General features: G+C 71.9%; 10 protein-coding genes and 2 pseudogenes. 7 read left to right on the top strand and 5 right to left on the bottom strand.

Annotation, left to right across the window (positions count from 1 at the left end):
• Positions 1-58: 58 nt before the first annotated feature.
• Together B1L11_RS25340 and B1L11_RS25335 are read left to right on the top strand one after the other, a co-directional pair.
• Positions 59-1,054 (top strand): diiron oxygenase, encoded by a 996-nt coding sequence (locus tag B1L11_RS25340; RefSeq protein WP_079316795.1) that lies wholly within the window; start codon positions 59-61, stop codon positions 1,052-1,054.
• Positions 1,051-1,842: an SDR family oxidoreductase gene (locus B1L11_RS25335; protein ID WP_079316794.1), complete on the top strand. Its 792-nt coding sequence runs from the start codon at positions 1,051-1,053 to the stop codon at positions 1,840-1,842. Before B1L11_RS25340 ends, B1L11_RS25335 begins: the two co-directional genes overlap by 4 nt.
• Position 1,843: 1 nt before the next feature.
• Here the strand turns inward: B1L11_RS25335 and B1L11_RS48585 are convergent, their stop codons facing one another.
• The 4 genes and pseudogenes from B1L11_RS48585 to B1L11_RS25320 form a co-directional block, all read right to left on the bottom strand.
• The gene (locus B1L11_RS48585) at positions 1,844-3,193 is read right to left on the bottom strand and encodes a glycoside hydrolase family 43 protein (protein WP_256862871.1); all 1,350 of its coding nucleotides are present in this window, start codon (positions 3,191-3,193) and stop codon (positions 1,844-1,846) included.
• 68 nt (positions 3,194-3,261) lie between these two features.
• Positions 3,262-3,408: pseudogene (locus B1L11_RS51890) on the bottom strand (family 43 glycosylhydrolase); the annotation flags it as partial.
• Positions 3,409-3,635: 227 nt separating this feature from the next.
• Positions 3,636-6,569, bottom strand: a complete 2,934-nt coding sequence (locus B1L11_RS25325; protein WP_079316793.1) for an endo-1,4-beta-xylanase — start codon at positions 6,567-6,569, stop codon at positions 3,636-3,638.
• Positions 6,570-6,689: 120 nt separating this feature from the next.
• Complete coding sequence (locus B1L11_RS25320) at positions 6,690-8,066, bottom strand: glycoside hydrolase family 5 protein (protein WP_079316792.1); 1,377 nt, start codon at positions 8,064-8,066, stop codon at positions 6,690-6,692.
• A gap of 246 nt (positions 8,067-8,312) precedes the next feature.
• Here B1L11_RS25320 and B1L11_RS25315 point away from each other — a divergent pair, with 246 nt between their 5' ends.
• The 4 genes and pseudogenes from B1L11_RS25315 (at position 8,313) to B1L11_RS25300 (ending at position 14,209) form a co-directional block, all read left to right on the top strand.
• The gene (locus B1L11_RS25315; protein ID WP_079316791.1) at positions 8,313-9,323 is read left to right on the top strand and encodes a LacI family DNA-binding transcriptional regulator; all 1,011 of its coding nucleotides are present in this window, start codon (positions 8,313-8,315) and stop codon (positions 9,321-9,323) included.
• A gap of 538 nt (positions 9,324-9,861) precedes the next feature.
• Positions 9,862-10,266 (top strand): annotated as a pseudogene (locus tag B1L11_RS55130) (alpha/beta fold hydrolase); the annotation flags it as partial.
• A 547-nt stretch (positions 10,267-10,813) separates the two neighbouring features.
• Positions 10,814-11,185, top strand: coding sequence for an alpha/beta hydrolase (locus B1L11_RS55125; RefSeq protein WP_372974722.1), 372 nt, complete (start codon positions 10,814-10,816; stop codon positions 11,183-11,185).
• A gap of 393 nt (positions 11,186-11,578) precedes the next feature.
• A complete protein-coding gene (locus B1L11_RS25300; RefSeq protein WP_306291711.1) occupies positions 11,579-14,209 on the top strand; it encodes a chitinase C-terminal domain-containing protein in 2,631 nt (876 codons plus the stop codon).
• A gap of 153 nt (positions 14,210-14,362) precedes the next feature.
• Here B1L11_RS25300 and B1L11_RS25295 read toward each other — a convergent pair whose 3' ends face one another.
• Entirely contained in the window at positions 14,363-15,592 is a 1,230-nt protein-coding gene (locus tag B1L11_RS25295) for an MFS transporter (protein WP_143737524.1), read from the bottom strand.
• Positions 15,593-15,981: 389 nt separating this feature from the next.
• Here B1L11_RS25295 and B1L11_RS25290 point away from each other — a divergent pair, with 389 nt between their 5' ends.
• Positions 15,982-16,713 (top strand): copper resistance CopC family protein, encoded by a 732-nt coding sequence (locus B1L11_RS25290; protein WP_179155312.1) that lies wholly within the window; start codon positions 15,982-15,984, stop codon positions 16,711-16,713.
• The last annotated feature ends 30 nt before the right edge of the window (positions 16,714-16,743 follow it).

Genomic DNA, 16,743 nt, shown 5'->3' with positions numbered 1-16,743 from the left:
GCCCCCTTCCCGAGTTATTGGATGAGTCGTACAATTGCGGCGCCGGAAGGGAGGCCGCATGTCCGCCGCGCCGAAGACCACCGCGAACAGGGAGAAGGACGAGCACGTCGCCGCCCGGAGCGCGTACGAGGCCGTCATCGAACGCCTGTCGAAGGCCTCGGTCGACAAGCACTGGGAGCCGTACGTCGACATCCCCTGGGACGACCCGGAGTTCCACGTGGACCAGGCCGACCCGCGGTGGGAACTGCCGCCGGCCGACCGGCTGGGCGGCCATCCCTGGTACCGGAGCCGGTCACCGGAGGTCAGGGCGCGCATCGGGCTCTGGCGGGTCGCGACCGCCATGAAGATCGGGCTGCAGTTCGAGAACCTGCTCAAGCGCGGGCTGCTCAACTACGCCTACCGGCTGCCGAACGGCTCTCCCGAGTTCCGGTACGTCTACCACGAGACGATCGAAGAGGGCCATCACGGGATGATGTTCCAGGAGTTCGTGAACCGCACGAAGCTCCCCATTCGCGGCATGCCCGGCCCGCTCAGCCTGCTCGCCCAGGTGGTGCCGTGGATTCCGCTGATCTCCACCGAGCTGTTCTTCGTCTTCGTGCTGGGCGGCGAGGACCCGATCGACCACGTGCAGCGCACGACGCTCAAGAGCGGGCGCATCCGGCATCCGCTCGAGGAGACCATCATGCGCATCCACGTGGCGGAGGAGGCGCGGCACATCTCCTTCGCCCGTCACTACCTGCGCCGGCGGGTGCCGCGCATGCCGCGCCACCGCCGCTTCGCGCTGAGTGTGCTCACGCCGTTGATCATCGGCCTGATGGCGCGGATCATGCTGTCCCCGCCCGGCTCGATGATCAGGGCGTTCCGGATCCCGGACGACGTCGTGCGCGAGGTCTACGTCGACAACCCCGAGACGGCCGCGCAGACCCGCGACTCGGTGTCCAGGACGAGAGAGCTTTGCGCCGATCTGGGCATGATGAACCCGGTCAGCCGCCGTTTGTGGCGGGCGATGGGCATCTGGGATGAGCCTAAGGCTCAAGCGAGGGGAAACTCGTGAGGAAGACCGCCGTCGTCACGGGCGGGGCGTCGGGGATCGGGCGGGCCGTCGCCGCCGAGCTCGTACGGCGCGGCGTCCACGTCACGATCGCCGACGTCCGGGGGGCCGAGGACGCCGCCAAGGACCTCGGCTGCGCGGGCGTCGTGTGCGACGTCTCCGACGCGGAGGCGGTGCGGGAACTGGTCACCGGTGTGGCGGCCGAGCACGGGCGGCTCGACTTCCTGTTCAACAACGCCGGAATCGCGGTGGGCGGCCGTGCCGAGGAGTTCACGCTCGACCACTGGAACCGGACCATCGACGTGAACCTGCGCGGGGTGGTCCACGGGGTGCACGCGGCGTACCCGCTCATGATCGAGCAGGGCTACGGGCACATCGTCAACACCGCGTCGCTGGCCGGGCTGACCCCCGCGCCCATGATGCTGCCGTACACGGCGACCAAGCACGCCGTCGTCGGGCTGTCGCTCGCGCTACGGGCCGAGGCGGCGGCACACGGCGTGAGGGTCAGCGTGGTCTGCCCCGGGTTCACCGACACCCCGCTGCTGGACAACGCCAACCCCGGGCTGCCGCAGACCGAGATCGGCCTGCGCGCCCGCACGACGGCCGTGCGGGCCCAGGGCCGCCTGTATCCCGTCGAGTCGCTCGCCCGCGACGTGCTGCGCGGCGTGGCCAGGAACCAGGCGCTCATCGTCGCGCCGGCGTCCGCCCGCGCCACCTGGCGGGCCGTACGGCTCTCGCCCGCCCTGGCGGTGCGGGCGGCCGGCTCCGCCTTCCGCCGCATCGTCCAGTGAGTCACGGGCTGAGCGGCAGGTACTCGAACCAGTCGAACGCGGCCACGTTGGAGCTCGGGCGGCCGTTGGAGCTGGCGTACATGCCGACGTAGGCCCCGGTGAAGCCGCCGGCCACGGCGCTGCTGAGGATCCTGCCGTCCACCGGGTCGCCGAGGTCGGTCCACTCCCCCGGCGCCACGGCGTACCTGGCCTGGTAGGCCTGCCCGCGCGCCTCGACTCCGAGATACAGCCGCCGCTGGCCGGGCACCCGCACGGAGGCGAGCAGGTCGTCCCAGCCCGCCCTCCTGCGGACGAGTTCGAGGCCGCGCACGGTCCGCACGAGCAGCACGTGGTGGTCGTCGTTCTGCACCAGGGCGAGACCGGCGCACTCCCCGGCCGCGGGCATGAAGTCGAGCGCGGCGTGGACGGCGAAGTCCATGTGCTGCTGTCTGCGGGCCACCAGGCTCGGGTTGACCCGCTGGGCCAGCGTCTCCGGCCGCAGCCGCAGCCGCAGGCGGCTGTCGCCCAGGCTCCAGTAGGGCGTGCGCGGGGTGCGCAGGTGGTTCCAGACGGGTGAGAGCCGGTCGGCGTCGAAGTGGTCGCAGGCGGGGACGGCGGGCCAGCGGTGCTCGGGCAGCGCCGGCCCCGCGGCCACGGACCCGACCTGCTCGGCGACCGGCCAGCCGTCCTCCCAGGAGACCCGGGTGAGGAACGTCTCCCTGCCCAGGTTGTCGCCTCTCACGTTGCCGGCGCCCAGGTCGCCGGGGGTGCCGTACGGGCGGGTGGCCAGCAGCACCATCCACCACTCGCCGTCCTGGGTCTCCATCAGGTCCGCGTGGCCCGTGCAGGCGATGGGGTGGCCGAGACCGAGATGCCGGTGGGTGAGGATCGGGTTGCGCGGGTTCGGCTCGTACGGCCCGGTCACGTGGTCGGCCCTGGCGACCACGACCGCGTGGTCGTACGACGTGCCGCCCTCCGAGGTCAGCAGGTAGTACCTGCCGCCGATCTTGTACAGGTGCGGGCCCTCGGACCACACGGCGCCCCGCTGGGCGGCCTCCCAGACGACCCGCTCCTCGCCGCGCGGCTCCAGTGTGGACGGGTCGAGCTCCAGGAGGTAGACCTCGGTCTCGCCGGGATAGCGGGGCGCGTCCTTCTCCCTGGTGCCGGTGAGCCAGACCCGGCCGTCGTCGAACAGCAGCGAGGGGTCGATGCCGCGGGTTCCCGGCAGCCATCGGGGTTCGCTCCAGGGGCCCGCGGGGTCGGTGGCGGTGACGACGAAGTTGCCCCGCCCGTCCACCAGCGTGGTGACGACGTGGAAGACACCGTCGTGATGGCGGATGGTGGCGGCGTAGACGCCGCCCGAGGGCCGCATGCCGTCCAGGTCGAGCTGGACGGGCGGTCGAGCACGTGGCCGAGCTGCCGCCAGTTGACCAGGTCGCGGCTGTGGAAGATCGGCACACCGGGGAACCACTCGAAGCTGGAGGTCACCAGGTAGTAGTCCTCGCCCACCCGGCAGACCGATGGATCGGGGTGGAACCCGGGGATGACCGGGTTCCGGTACTCCCAGCCGTCGACTCCGTCGATCATTCGTCCCTTCCTCGAACGTGACGGGCCCGGTTCCCCAGGTGGGGAACCGGGCCGTCCGGCACGGACACGCGGCGCGCCTTCCAGCGCGGGGCTTTCCAGCGCAGAGCCTTCCAGCGCGGGGCCTCCCTGCGCCAGGCCCCTGCACTGGTCCTCTCCGCTGGGCCCCTTCGCCGGGCCGGTGCCGGAGTTGAGTGGCACAGTTCAGTGGCACAGTTCAGTGACGCAGTTCAGTGACGCAGTTGGAGCACGCCCCAGTGGCTCGTGTCCCGGTATCCCTGCCCGGTGGCGTCGTTCCAGGTCACCGCGCCGGTCCTGGCGGCCCCTGTGGCGTCGTTGACCTGGACGTCGAAGCCGAGCAGCGTGCCGTCCCGCAGCGTGATCGTGGGCAGCTTGACGGCGGCCTCGACCACGTAGCCGCCGGGGACGACCTTGGCGGCGGCCGTCAGGTTGCCCGCGATGGCGGCGGGGTCGAGCGGGCCTCCGGCCGACGTCCTCCCGGAGAAGCTGATCCGATACTGGCCGTCGTCGTCGCCGTAGCCCCTGGTCTTGCCGTTGCCGGGGTCGACGAAGAACTCGACGGAGTCCTGCTCCCACGGGTTGGCCGACTGCTCGCTGAGCGTGGGGTCGGCGACCTGCGCCAGCAGGTACAGCGTGTCGCCGCTCCACATCGCCCGGGCCCGCGCGGTCGCCCCCGACGTGCCCTGGATCCAGGTGGCGGTGCGGATCTCCGGCGCCGCCGCCCAGACCCGGTCGACGGTGCCGTCGACCACCGGCCGGCGGCCCGGCGCGGTGGCCAGCTTCACCGCGGGCGTGGCGGTGACCTTCCCGGTCCAGAAGGTCTGCGAGCCGCCGGAGGCGTCGGCGACCGCCACGGCGACGTCGGTCCCGATCGGGAGCCGCGCCTCCACCCGGTAGCCGCCGGCCGTCTTCCTCACGGCCGCGTCGACGCCGCGCGGGTGGCCGCCGTCGCGCCGGACGGCGTACGGCGTACCGCCCACGGTGAACGCGACCCGGTCGCCCCGGTCGTCGCTCGGGTCGCGCACCTCGGCCAGGACGTACAGCCACCTGGCCGACGAGCGGGCCTGGAACCCGGCGGACACGTCGCCGACGCGGGCGATCGGGGCGTCGGGCAGCAGGTCCCATTCGAGGTCGCGACCGCCGTCCACCTTCGGCGTCGCGGCGGGGGCCTCCAGTCTGCGCACCAGCGGCGGCAGCTTCGCCGGGTCCACGACGCCCCAGTACGCCGGCTTGGCCTGGAGCTCGTCGTCGAAGAGCAGCGGGGCGTTCAGCCGGGTGATCGGGAAGGTCGACAGCCAGGTGGCGTCGTCGGCCAGGCCCCATACGGTGACCGAGCTGATCTGCGCCTTGTGCCTGCGGAAGACGTCGAACAGCTCCTTGTAGCGGTAGCCCTGCTCGGCGAGCACCTCGGCCGGCACCTCGTCGTAGGTGGAGACGAAGTCGGGGTAGACGCTCACGTCCAGCTCGGTGATCTGCTGGTCCACCCCGAGCGTGGCGAACTGCTCGATGGTGGCCTCGACCTCGGAAGCCGGCGGCTGCTCGATGTTGAGGTGGAGCTGGTGGCCGACGCCGTCGATCGGCACACCCTCGGCCCTCAGCTTCTTCACCAGGTCGTACAGCGCCTGCCGCTTGCGCGGGAACTCGGTGTTGTAGTCGTTGATGAACAGCTCGGCGGCCGGGTCGGTCTCGTGCGCGACGCGGAAGGCCGTGCGGATGAAGTCGAGGCCGGTGATCTGGAACCACTTCGACCGGCGCAGGCCGTCGGGCTGGTTCTCGTCCACGACCTCGTTGACCACGTCCCAGACCGCGATCTTGCCCTTGTAGCGGCCGACCAGCGTCTTCACGTGGTTCTCCAGCCGCTTGAGCAGCAGCGCCTTGTCCTCGGGCGAGGAGGTGAGGTCGCGGTCGCCGTCCTTGAACACCCAGTCGGGCGTCTGGCTGTGCCAGGCGAGCGTGTGCCCGCGGAAGGTGAGGCCGTGCTGGACGGCGTAGTTCACCAGGTAGTCGCCCTCGGCGAAGGTGAACTCGCCCTCACGCGGCTCGGTCGCGTCCCACTTCAGGTCGTTGCCGGGGGTGACCCCGCCGAAGTGCTTGAGCAGCAGGTCGCCGTGTTCGCCGAGCGTCTGCGCGCGGGCGACGGCCGCGCCCAGCGTGAACGGCACCTCGTCCTTGAGCGAGGGGATGTCGGTCTGGATCGGCTTGGGCTCGACGTACGTCAGCGTGAAGTCGTCCAGGTAGAACGGGAACGTGCCGGTGTCGGACTCGACGTAGACGCTGAGGAAGTCCACGTCGTACGCGAGCGTGTAGGTGCCGGTGAGCTGCACCCACTGTCCTTCGGGGACGGCCTTCGGCGCGGCCACCCGCTCGTAGCTGGGGGTGCCGTTCGTCCGGCGCTCGATCGACAGGCCGAGACCGCCCGCGGTCGTGTCCGGGCCCAGGCGCACCCAGGCCGACAGGGTGTACTTCGACCCCTTGGCCATCTTGCCGAGCACGCTGATCGCCGGGCCGTCCCAGGAGGCCGAGCGGCCGGTCACCGCGAGGCTGCGGGAGCCGCCGTGCGCGGCCTCCGTGCTCGCCGTCAGGGACGCCGAGGCGCGCGGCGACCAGCCCTGGGCCGTGCCGGTCTCGAAGTCGGTGCTCAGGCCCGAGCGCGCGGGGTCGGTGTCGGAGGTGATGACGATGTCGTCGATGTAGTACTTCGCGGTGGCCTCGGAGCTCTCGGCGTAGAGCTGCAGGCCGGTGGAGTCGGCGCCGAAGGAGTAGGTGCCCGACAGCTCGGCCCAGCCGCCGTCGGTCACGGTGGCGGCGGCCACGCGTTCGTAGGTGGTGTCGCCGCCGTCGGGCGTGCGCTGCACGGTCAGCGCGATCGTGCTCGACGGCTCCCCGCTCACCATCCGGGCGTACGCCGTGACCTGGTACGTGACGCCCTTCTGGAAGGGCGGGCTGATGGACGCCCCGTGCCAGGTGGCGGTGCGGCCGGAGGTGAGCAGGGAGCGCGACCCCGAGTGCGCGGCGTCGGAGGTCGCGCCGACCTCGACCCCGTCGCCTCTGGGCCCCCATCCCTGGGTGGTGCCGTCTTCGAAGTCGTACTTCGCGACCTGCACGGCCGCGGCGTCGGCGGGTGCCGCACTCGCCGCGACCACCGGCAGTCCCGCGAACAGGCACAGGACGCCGCGGCAGCGGGCCGTACTGCAAGCGAACGCAGGATCGCCGCGGCCGCCCGGGAACGGAGGCTGCGCATCGGGGGGTCTCCTCGTGCCGCGCTAGCGCGCGGCCAGGTTGTCGGCGAGAAGCCGGATCAGGGGCTCGCGCCGAGTGCAGTTGGACAGGGCGAAGGAGTCGGCGAGCGCGAGCAGTTCGTCGTCGTCCAGCCCGCGGAACAGCTCGGCGTACTCGGGGAGCAGCGCCTGGGCGATCAGGATGTGCCGGATGAGGTCGTCGGTCTGGTAGCGGGCGCCCCACGGGTAAGGGTCCCAGGAAGGGAACTCCGTGTCGATCAGCCGGTGCAGCGGCGCGAGCTCGCTCGCCGTCTCCTCCATCGTCGAGCCCCACCGGTCGGCGCCGAGCCGCTTCTTCTTCGCCATGAACGGCTCGAACCGCTCCATGTAGGGCATGCCCGCGCAGACCAGGCCCTGGAGACCGACGTCCTTGTACGTCCAGATGGACCAGCCGGCCTCGTACGCGTCGAAGATCTCCAGCTGGTCGCGCAGGATCTGGTAGCGCTGCTCGTCCACGGAGGGGTCGCCGGTGTAGACGGGCCCGAACTCGCCGACCCAGATCGGCGTGCCGGTCTCCCGCTGGAAGGCGGTGCGGCGGGCGAAGGCGCGCTCGAGTTCGTCGCGGTCACACCACTCGCCGCGGGTGTACCCGGGGTACGGCCCGCCGTGGGCGAATCCGGCCAGCGCGTAGTCATGGCAGACGAACACGGTGTTCTCGTAGACCTCGCGGAACACCGAGAAGTCGGTCGAGTAGGTGTTCCCGTCGAGGAACAGCACGTGAGCGGGGTCGACGGCGCGCAGCGCCTTGACCAGACGGTCGTAGAAGGGCCCGACCACCTGGCCGCTCGAGTCGGCCGGCTCGTTGATCGGGTTGTAGCCCGCCACCCACGGGTTGTCCTTGTAGTGGTCGGCCATCGCCTCCCAAAGGTGAACCGCCCGGTCCTGGAAGTGCCGGTGCTGCCAGAAGGAGGCGACGTGGGTGGGGTTGTCGGAGTGCCAGTGCTGGTTCTGAGCCCCCGGAAGCGCGTGCAGGTCGATGACGCTGTAGACGCCGCGCTCCCCCAGCAGGTCGATAACCCGGTCGAGGTGGCGGAAACCACGCTCGATGATCTCCATCGGCCGGTCGTCCGCCTCGAAGTGGTGGTAGTTCACCGGGATGCGCACGCAGTTGACGCCCATGTCCCGCAGCAGGTCGGCGTCGGCCTCGGTGAAGAACGAGGTCAGGAAGCGGTCGAAGAACAACTCGTAGCGTTCCTCGCCGAGCACCTCCCGCACCGCCGCGCGCATCGAGGACTCGTCGGCCGGGTAGCCGGTGATGAAGTTCTCCATGTTGAGCCAACCGCCCAGGCCGACCCCCCGCAGCCTGACCGGGTCGCCCGCCTCGTCTACCAGCCGGGATCCGGACACGCGCAGCAGCGTCATCGATTCTCCTCAATCCTCGGTACCGGCGGCGTGGCCGGAGGGCGACGGCCCCCGCCTCCTCCTCGCTACCCGCTGTTGACGGTCGCGCTGAAAGTTTCGGCGAGCATCCGAATGTTTCGTGGTCCGGAGGATAAGTAAAGCTGAGGTTGAGCGTCAAGGGCGCTCGCGGCTTGATCACGGCCGTCTGGCGTCTCATCAGGAGGAACCGGTTCAGGTCTACCGAAACTTTCGGCTACGATCTGCTTCATGCCAGTGAAGAGGCGGGTGACCATCGCCCAGATAGCGGAGGAGGCCGGAGTCTCCGTTCCGACCGTGTCCAAGGTGATCAACGGCCGTCCCGAGGTGGCGCCGGAGACCCGTCAGCGGGTGGAGCGCCTCCTGCAGAAGCACGGATACCAGCGTAGGACGGGGCAGGGCGACGGCCCGGTCGGTTTACTGGACCTGGTTTTCGCCGAGATCGAGAGCCCGTGGGCCATGGAGCTGGTGCGCGGGGCCGAGCAGGCGGCGCACGAGGCCGCCGCGAGCGTGGTGATCTCCGTGCTGCACACCCACGCGGGCCCCGGCCGTGACTGGCTGGAGCGCATCGCGGCGCGGCGCACGGACGGTGTGATCATCGTCAGCTCCCGGCTCTCGGTGCGGCAGCAGGGCCAGCTCAGCGCCCGCTCGATCCCGTTCGTCGTCGTCGATCCCGAGGGCGAGCCGCCGCCCGGCGTGGCGTCGGTCGGCGCGACCAACTGGCACGGCGGCCTCGCGGCCACGCGCCACCTTCTCGACCTCGGCCACACCCGGATCGGCATGATCGGCGGCCCGCCCGACATGCTGTGCAGCCGGGCCAGGATCGACGGCTACCGCGCCGCGCTGGAGACGGCCGGGGTGTCCATCGACCCGGAGCTCATCCGGTACGGCGACTTCCTCGTCAACTCGGGCCACGACGCCGGTCACGCGCTGCTCTCGCTCGACAACCCTCCGACCGCCATCTTCGCCGGCAGCGACATGCAGGCGTTCGGCGTGTTCGAGGCGGCCCGGCAGCGGGGCCTGCGGGTGCCCGAGGACCTCAGCGTGGTCGGCTTCGACGACCTGCCGCTGTCCCGGTCCGCGTGGCCGCCGCTGACCACCGTGCGCCAGCCCCTGGAGGAGATGGCCGCGCTGGCCGCGCGGATGGTGCTGGCCATGGGCCGGGGCGAGAACACCGAGGCCCGCCGCGTCGAGCTGTCCACCGACCTCGTGGTCCGGGAGAGCACCGCACGGCCCCGGTGAAACCGGGACCGATCCCATGATCGTCCAAAATGGGAGCGCATGGACGAATGGGGGCGGGATGACCGACGAACACGCTAAGGTTTCTGCGGATATCGCCGGGTTCGCGGGACGGGGCTGACGGTTGCGGAGTTCGCGTGGAGCGGCCGTCACGGCATTCGCCGCGGCGCTCGTGCTTCTGGGAGGTTCCGGGTCGGCGGCCCTCGCGGCGCCGGTCCGCGACGGGGCCGGGACGGTACGGGCCGGAACAACGTGGTCCGGGACGGTGCCGGCCGGGACAGCATGGTCCGGGACGGTGCCGGGCGCGGGGCACGCGGTGACCGGCCCGGCGTCGGCGGTCTCCCCCGAGCGGGCGGCCGAGGCGGCGGAAGGGTCCGTCGAGGAGCACCCGTGCCCGGTCGCCGTACCGTCCGGCACGACCTGCGGCTACCTCCTCGCCCCCGAGCGGCGTGACGTCCCCAACAGCAGGACGATCAAGGTCGGCTACGCGGTGCACCGGGCGTCACAGGCCTCGGGGCAGGCGGCCGACCCGGTCGTCTACATGAGCGGCGGGCCGGGATCGGCCTCGCTCCAGCTCACCGGGTTCCTCAGCCAGATGTTCCCCGGCCGCGACGTGGTCGTGCTCGAACAGCGCGGCGGGCGCTACTCCGAGCCCAGGCTGAGCTGCCCCGAGATCGTCCGCGGGGTCGTGGACACCCTGCGCACGCCCGGACCCGCGTCGGCCGAGACCACCCCGCTCGCCCGGCAGGCGCTGGCCTGCCAGTCGCGCCTGGAGGCCGAGCACGTCGACCTGCGCGGCTACCGGACCGCCGAGATCGCGGCCGACGTCGTGGACCTGCGGACCGCGCTCGGCTACCCGCGGTGGTACCTGTTCGGCGTCAGCTACTCCACCCGCCCCATGCTGCTGGCGGCGGCGCGCGACCCGCAGGGCACCCGGGGGGTCGTGCTGGACTCCCTGCTTCCCGCGGGCTCCCGCTGGTACGACAAGGCGTCCGCCGCGCTCTCGGCGACGACGACCAAGCTGGGCGTCGCGGCCCGGTTCGACGCCATGGTCAAGGCGCTCGACGCGCACCCAGCGACGTACGAGACCCGGGACCCGCTCACCCACAAGCGGCTGACTGTGCAGCTCAACGGGGACGACGTGGCGACGATCCTCGGCGAGGCGCTGCACGAGACCGACGTGATCCCGATCGTGCCGGCCCTCGTGGACGGGCTGGCCGCCGGGCGCACCGAACTGCTGCAACCCCTGGTCGACGCGGCCGGCGACGGGCTGACCTCGCACGAGTGGGGCCTGTACTACGCCGTCCAGTGCCAGGACGAGGCGCCGTACAACTCCTTCCCCGGCTCGCGGGGCCCCCGGCTGTTCACCGGGGTCGTCGACGCGGCGGTCTGCGACGCCTGGGGCCTGCCGGCCGCGCGGGCCGACGCCGACCTCCTGACCCCGCACGCGTCGGTAACCCAGACGGCGTCGTCGGGAGGGGGCGGCGCCGCCGATACTGGTCCTCGGTGGCCAGTACGACCCCACCACACCGCCGGAGGCCGCGCGTCAGGCGGTGTCGGCGGTGCCGGGCGCGCGGTTCGCCGAGTTCGCCGGGTCGGGCACGCCGTCTTCCTGTCGGAGCGCCTGCAGCCGTCAGATGATCGCCGCGTTCCTCGACGACCCGGCCGCGACGGCCGCCCGTGCGACCCCGGCGCCGCGCCGTACCCGGTCGTGCGTCCGGGCGACCTGCTCCTCACGTCCTCGGTCTACCGGCTGTCCCGGTCGCCGATCCCGCTGGCCGTCCCCGCGGTCTTCCTGCTCGTGTCGGCCGTCCAGCTCGTCGCGGGGCTGGTCTCCCTGGTGCGCAGGCGCGGCGGCGGGCTGAGCGCGCTCGCGGGCCTGGCGGGCGTCGCGCTGGGCGCGCTGTCGGCCCTCAGCCTGTCGGGGATCCGGGACTGGACCACGCTCGCGATCGGGGTGCCGCACGCCCTGGCCTGGTATGGCCTGCTGGCCCTCGTCTCCACCGGGCTGTCGATCGTCGAGGCGTTCCGGCTGAACGCTGCCGCCGCGAAGATCGTCCCCGCCCTGACCGGCCTCGTGCTGCTCGCCTGGCTGTACGGCTGGCTGCTGGCCTGATCAAGCTCGCCTTAAGGGCTGATTAAAAGGAAAGTTTCTTAATAGAAAGCATTGACGCGGCTGTTCCGGCGGCTTACGTTCCGATCAACCCCTGGGGGGTGGGGTGTGGAGGATCGGCACTTCGCCTGTCGGAGGTATGGCTGTGCGCCTGTTGAGATCATCGTTAGCGCGGACCGCTTCCGCGGTCTGCATCGCGTTCGCCGCCGGCGCCGTGGCACTGGCCGCGACCGGCGGCACCGCCGGAGCGGCGGCCGGCGACGAGGCGTGCCGGCCCGACGGGCTCTACCGGACGCCCGGTGTGGAGGTCCCCTACTGCCTGGCCTACGACACCGAGGGCCGGGAGAAGATGGGCGCCGACCACCCCCGCCGCATCATCGGCTACTTCACCGGCTGGCGCGACGGCTCCAACGGCCAGACCCGCTACCTCGCCGGTGACATCCCCTGGGGCAAGGTCACCCACATCAACTACGCGTTCGCCCATGTGGGGCCGGACAACAAGATCTCCGTCGGGTCGAACACGGACAGGAACCCGGCCATCGGCATGACCTGGCCGGGCGTCGCCGGGGCCGAGATGGACCCGGCCTACTCCTACAAGGGCCACTTCAACCTGCTCAACAAGTTCAAGAAGCAGTTCCCGAACACCAAGACGCTCGTCAGCGTCGGCGGCTGGGCCGAGACCGGCGGATACATCGACGACGCCGGCAAGCGGCAGGCGAGCGGCGGCTTCTACACGATGACGTCGACCCAGGCCGGCATCGACGCCTTCGCCGACTCGGTCGTGTCGTTCCTGCGCACGTACGGCTTCAACGGCGTGGACATCGACTACGAGTACCCGACGTCGAACAACGACGCGGGCAACCCGCTCGACTGGCCGATCGCCAACGGCAAGCGCGGCACCCTGATGAAGGGCTACGTCGCGCTGATGAAGACGCTGCGCGAGAAGCTGGACCGCGCCTCCGCCGCCGACGGGAAGTACTACATGCTGACCGTCGCCGCGCCCGCGTCCGGCTGGCTGCTGCGCGGCATGGAGACCTACCAGGTCACGCAGTACCTCGACTACGTCAACATCATGTCGTACGACCTGCACGGCGCGTGGAACAAGTACGTCGGCCCCAACGCCTACCTCTTCGACGACGGCAAGGACGGCGAGCTCGCCGCCGCCGGCGTGTACGGGGCCGGGCAGTACGGCGGCATCGGCTACCTCAACACCGACTGGGCCTACCACTACTTCCGCGGGGCGATGCAGCCGGGCCGGATCAACATCGGCCTGCCGTACTACACGCGGGGGTTCAAGAACGTGCAGGGCGGCACGAACGGCCTGTGGGGCACCGCCCCCGCGACCACCTGCCCGGCCGGCTCCGGCCTCACGAGCTGCGGCGACGGCGCGGTCGGCATCGACAACCTGTGGCACGACCTCGACGACAACGGCAAGGAGTCCCCGGCGGGCTCCAACCCGATGTGGCACGCCAAGAACCTCGAGAAGGGCATCCTCGGCGACTACCTGGCCTCCTACGGCGTCACCGACACGTCGCTGACCGGCACCTACGCCCGCTACTACGACTCGACGCTGACCGCCCCCTGGCTGTGGAACTCCACCAAGAAGGTGTTCCTGTCCACCGAGGACGACCAGTCGGTGGCGGCCAAGGCCGACTACGTGATCTCCAGGGGCATCGGCGGCACGATGATCTGGGAACTGGCCGGCGACTACGGCTGGAACTCCGCCAAGGGCCAGTACGAGCCCGGCACCACGCTGACCACGCTCATGTACGACAAGTTCAAGGCCGCCACGCCGTACGGGAACGTGCGGGCGACCACCCCGATCCCGGCGCAGAAGCTGGACGTCTCGGTGGAGTTCCGCGACTTCGCCCTGGGCGACAACAACTACCCGATCAACCCGAAGATCCACATCACCAACAACTCGGGCGTGACGCTGCCGGGCGGAACGGAGTTCCAGTTCGACTACGCGACCTCGGCCCCGGGCAACGCGGCCGACCAGTCGGGCTTCGGCTCCACGATCATCCGCAGGGACCACACCGCGTCCAACAACGTCGGCGGCCTGAAGGGCGACTACAACCGGGTGTCGCTGAAGCTGCCGAGCTGGCAGGCCCTCGCGCCGGGCGCCTCCGTGGACGTCGCCTTCGTCTACTACCTGCCCACCTCGACCCCCTCGAACTGGACGGTCTCCTTCGGCGGCGCGACGTACGGCATCACGCAGGACCTCGCCAGGGGCGGCGTGACCGCGTCTCCCTCGGCTTCCCCGTCCGGCTCCCCGTCGGCGTCGCCCAGCGCGTCTCCTTCGGCGGGGACGTGCACGGCCCCCGCGTGGTCGTCCACGACCGTCTACACGGGCGGCAACCTCGTCTCGTACGCCGGTCACACCTGGAAGGCGCAGTGGTGGACCCAGGGCGAGACGCCCGGCAACGCCCAGGTGTGGCTGGACCAGGGACCCTGCGCGTCCGCCTCGCCCTCGGCCTCACCCTCGGCCTCGCCGTCCGCGTCTCCCAGCGCTTCCCCCAGCAGGTCTCCCAGCCCGTCCCCAAGCGCATCGCCGTCCGCCTCACCTTCGGCCTCGCCGTCCACCTCGCCGTCCACCTCGCCGTCGGTTTCGCCGTCGGCGAGCCCCGGCGGCTACCCCGCCTGGGCGGCCGGCACGGCGTACGCGGCGGGTGACCGGGTGACCTACGGCGGCGCGGTCTACCAGTGCCGGCAGCCGCACACCGCCCTGGCGGGCTGGGAGCCGCCGAACGTCGCCGCCCTCTGGACCAAGCTCTGACCCACCTCCTCGCCCGCACGTCCCGCGGCGGCTCGCCCGGACGTACGGCACAGCCTCCGGGCCGTCCCGGCCGGTGACACCGGTACGGCCCGGAGCCGGCGCCCGGCGGTCTCAGCCGATCACAAGTCGAGAGACCGCCGGGCGTCGCGCCTCTCATTCAGCGGCGAGGCCCCGGGAACGGCGGGCGACGTTCCTGGTCACCAGCAGCATCCCGCCGACCGAGGCCAGCATCCCGGCGGCGATGACCGGCACGACGGCCCCGAACCCGGAGGCCCCGGCCACGAGGCCGAACAGCGGGGGGCCGACGAGCGCGCCCAGACTGCCCATCTGGGCCACCATTCCGGTGCCCACGTCGGCGTGGTCGAGGCGCTCGAGCACGAAGGGCAGGGCGGCGAAGGCGAAGGCGCCCAGCAGGCCGTTCTCCAGGGAGACGATCCCCGCGCCGGTCGCCGCGGCGGCCAGCGGAGCCCCGGCGCCGTAGACGAGCCAGGCGGCCGGCACGACCAGCAGCCCGGTCACGGCGAGCACGGCGAGCGGCACGCCCCGGCGGAGCAGGACGCCCACGGACACCCCGCCGAGGACGCCGACGAACGAGATCGCCGAGGTCAGGGCCCCTGCGGCCCCGGCGGAGCTCGCGTGCTCGTCGATCAGGAGCGTGGGCAGCAGCACGACCACCGGCATCGTCACCATCACCATCAGGCAGAAGGACACGGTGAGCAGCGCGGGCCACGCCAGCGCCCGCGCGCCGGGCACGGGCCCGGCGGCCGCGCCGGAGACGGACGTCCGCGGCAGCCGCATCCGGACGGCCACCGCCATCAGCAGCGTCAGCCCCGCGATCAGCAGCACCCAGCCGCGCCAGCCGAGGGCCTCGCCGGCGGCACCGCCCACGAGGGTGCTCACGCCGATGCCCACCGGGACGAACGTCGCCCAGACGGACAGGGCGACCCCCCGGTCCCGTTCCTCGGCGAGTTGGAGGACCAGGGCCGGGCAGGCGATGGTGACCACGAGATAGCCGACGCCTTCGACGATCCGGGCGGCCAGCAACCAGCCGAAACTCCCCGCGGCCGCGCTCAGCGCGCTCGCCGCCACCATCAACGCCAATGCGGCGACCAGCGACCTGCCCGCGCCGAACCGGCGGACCAGATATCCGGCGGGCAGCCCGGCGACGGCGCCCACCCCGACCACCGCCGAGATCGCCCAGCCCAGTTGCGACAGCGACAGCCCGAGCTCGTCGGCCATCGACGGCCCGACCGCGGAGAACTTGCCGTAGCTCATCGCCGCCACGACTCCTGCGACGTAGATGACGACGATCGTCAGCCACGGCGAGCGCCGCACCGGCGCCTCGCTCCGCTCGGATCCGCCTACGGTCGGCTGGGGGGTCATGATGAGCTCCTCCTTCGCGGCGGTCGTCACGACGGACGCACGGTGCCGAATACGGGGCCGAATACGGGGCCGAATACGGGGCCGAACGCCGGATCCGGCCCGTCGTCCACCTAATCAGGAGAATGCGTACGCCGCCCGGCACATCACCGGAACCGATCATCACGGCACGATCCGCTGCCGTCGCCGGTTCGCCGCGCGGCGTGCGCGGGCCGCGATCAATGGGACCATGGCTGGGTCGGCGCCCGGCGAAAAGGAAGGCAAGGCAGGTGGACCAGGTCGCCCGGATGTGCAACGACGCCCCAGCCACGGGCGGCGGTCGGCGAACGGCCGGACGGACCGCCCCGCCCCCGGCGGTCGCGCGCACCGTCCCGCCGCGTAACCGCCCGCGGGTGCGCGCCGTCCCGCCGCGTGGCCGTCTGCGGCTGCTCGCCGTGCCGCTGCTGGCCCTGCTGTCGGTGATGCTGGTCGCGACGCCCGCACGGGCCCACGACGTGCTCGTCGCCAGCGATCCCAAGGACGGCGCGGTCCTCGACGCCATGCCCGCCTCCGTGACGCTCACCTTCGACCAGGCCGTACGCCGCGACTTCGCGCGCATCGCCGTCACCGGACCCGACGGCGCCCACTACGAGCAGGGCGAGATCACGGTGGACGGCAGGAACGTCTCCATCGGCGTACGGACCGGCACCCCCGCGGGGGCGTACGCGATCGGCTACCGCATCGTGTCGAACGACGGCCACCCGGTCACCGGCGCCGTGAAGTTCAGCGTGACGGGCGGGGGCGCGGCCCCCGGGACGGCCACCGCGCCGGCGGCCACTCCCGCGCCCGGCACGGCGAACCCCGGCACGGGGACGACCAGCATGGGGACGACCAGCACGGGGACGACCGGTACGGGCGGCGGAAGCTGGGTATGGGGGCTGCTGGCCGTCACCGCCGCCCTGCTGGCGCTGTGCGCCCGCGTGCTCGTGCGGCACGACCGGCGCCTGCGCGACGGGACGATCCCGGCTCCCCCGGCGGCGGGGACGGCGCGGGCGGCCTCCGACGCCGAAGGCCCGTCCACCGGCCGCTCCACCAGCGCCGCGACCGGCGCCGGAAGCTCCCCTGCCTCGGGCGGCGCCGCGTGACCACGACCTCCGAACCGCACGTCACGACGG

The organism is Microbispora sp. GKU 823, from assembly GCF_002027145.1.
GTDB lineage: Bacteria > Actinomycetota > Actinomycetes > Streptosporangiales > Streptosporangiaceae > Microbispora > Microbispora siamensis.
Note: the sequence above shows the minus strand (reverse complement) of the source record. Positions and strands in the feature narration are given on the sequence as shown.

Bases quoted from the DNA above. Each gene is read 5' to 3' on its own strand.
- B1L11_RS25340 (WP_079316795.1), top strand. From the start codon at position 59: ATGTCCGCCGCGCCGAAGACCACCGCGAACAGGGAGAAGGACGAGCAC.
- B1L11_RS48585 (WP_256862871.1), bottom strand. From the start codon at position 3,193: ATGCGGCCCTCGGGCGGCGTCTACGCCGCCACCATCCGCCATCACGAC.
- B1L11_RS25320 (WP_079316792.1), bottom strand. From the start codon at position 8,066: ATGACGCTGCTGCGCGTGTCCGGATCCCGGCTGGTAGACGAGGCGGGC.
- B1L11_RS25315 (WP_079316791.1), top strand. From the start codon at position 8,313: ATGCCAGTGAAGAGGCGGGTGACCATCGCCCAGATAGCGGAGGAGGCC.
- B1L11_RS25295 (WP_143737524.1), bottom strand. From the start codon at position 15,592: ATGACCCCCCAGCCGACCGTAGGCGGATCCGAGCGGAGCGAGGCGCCG.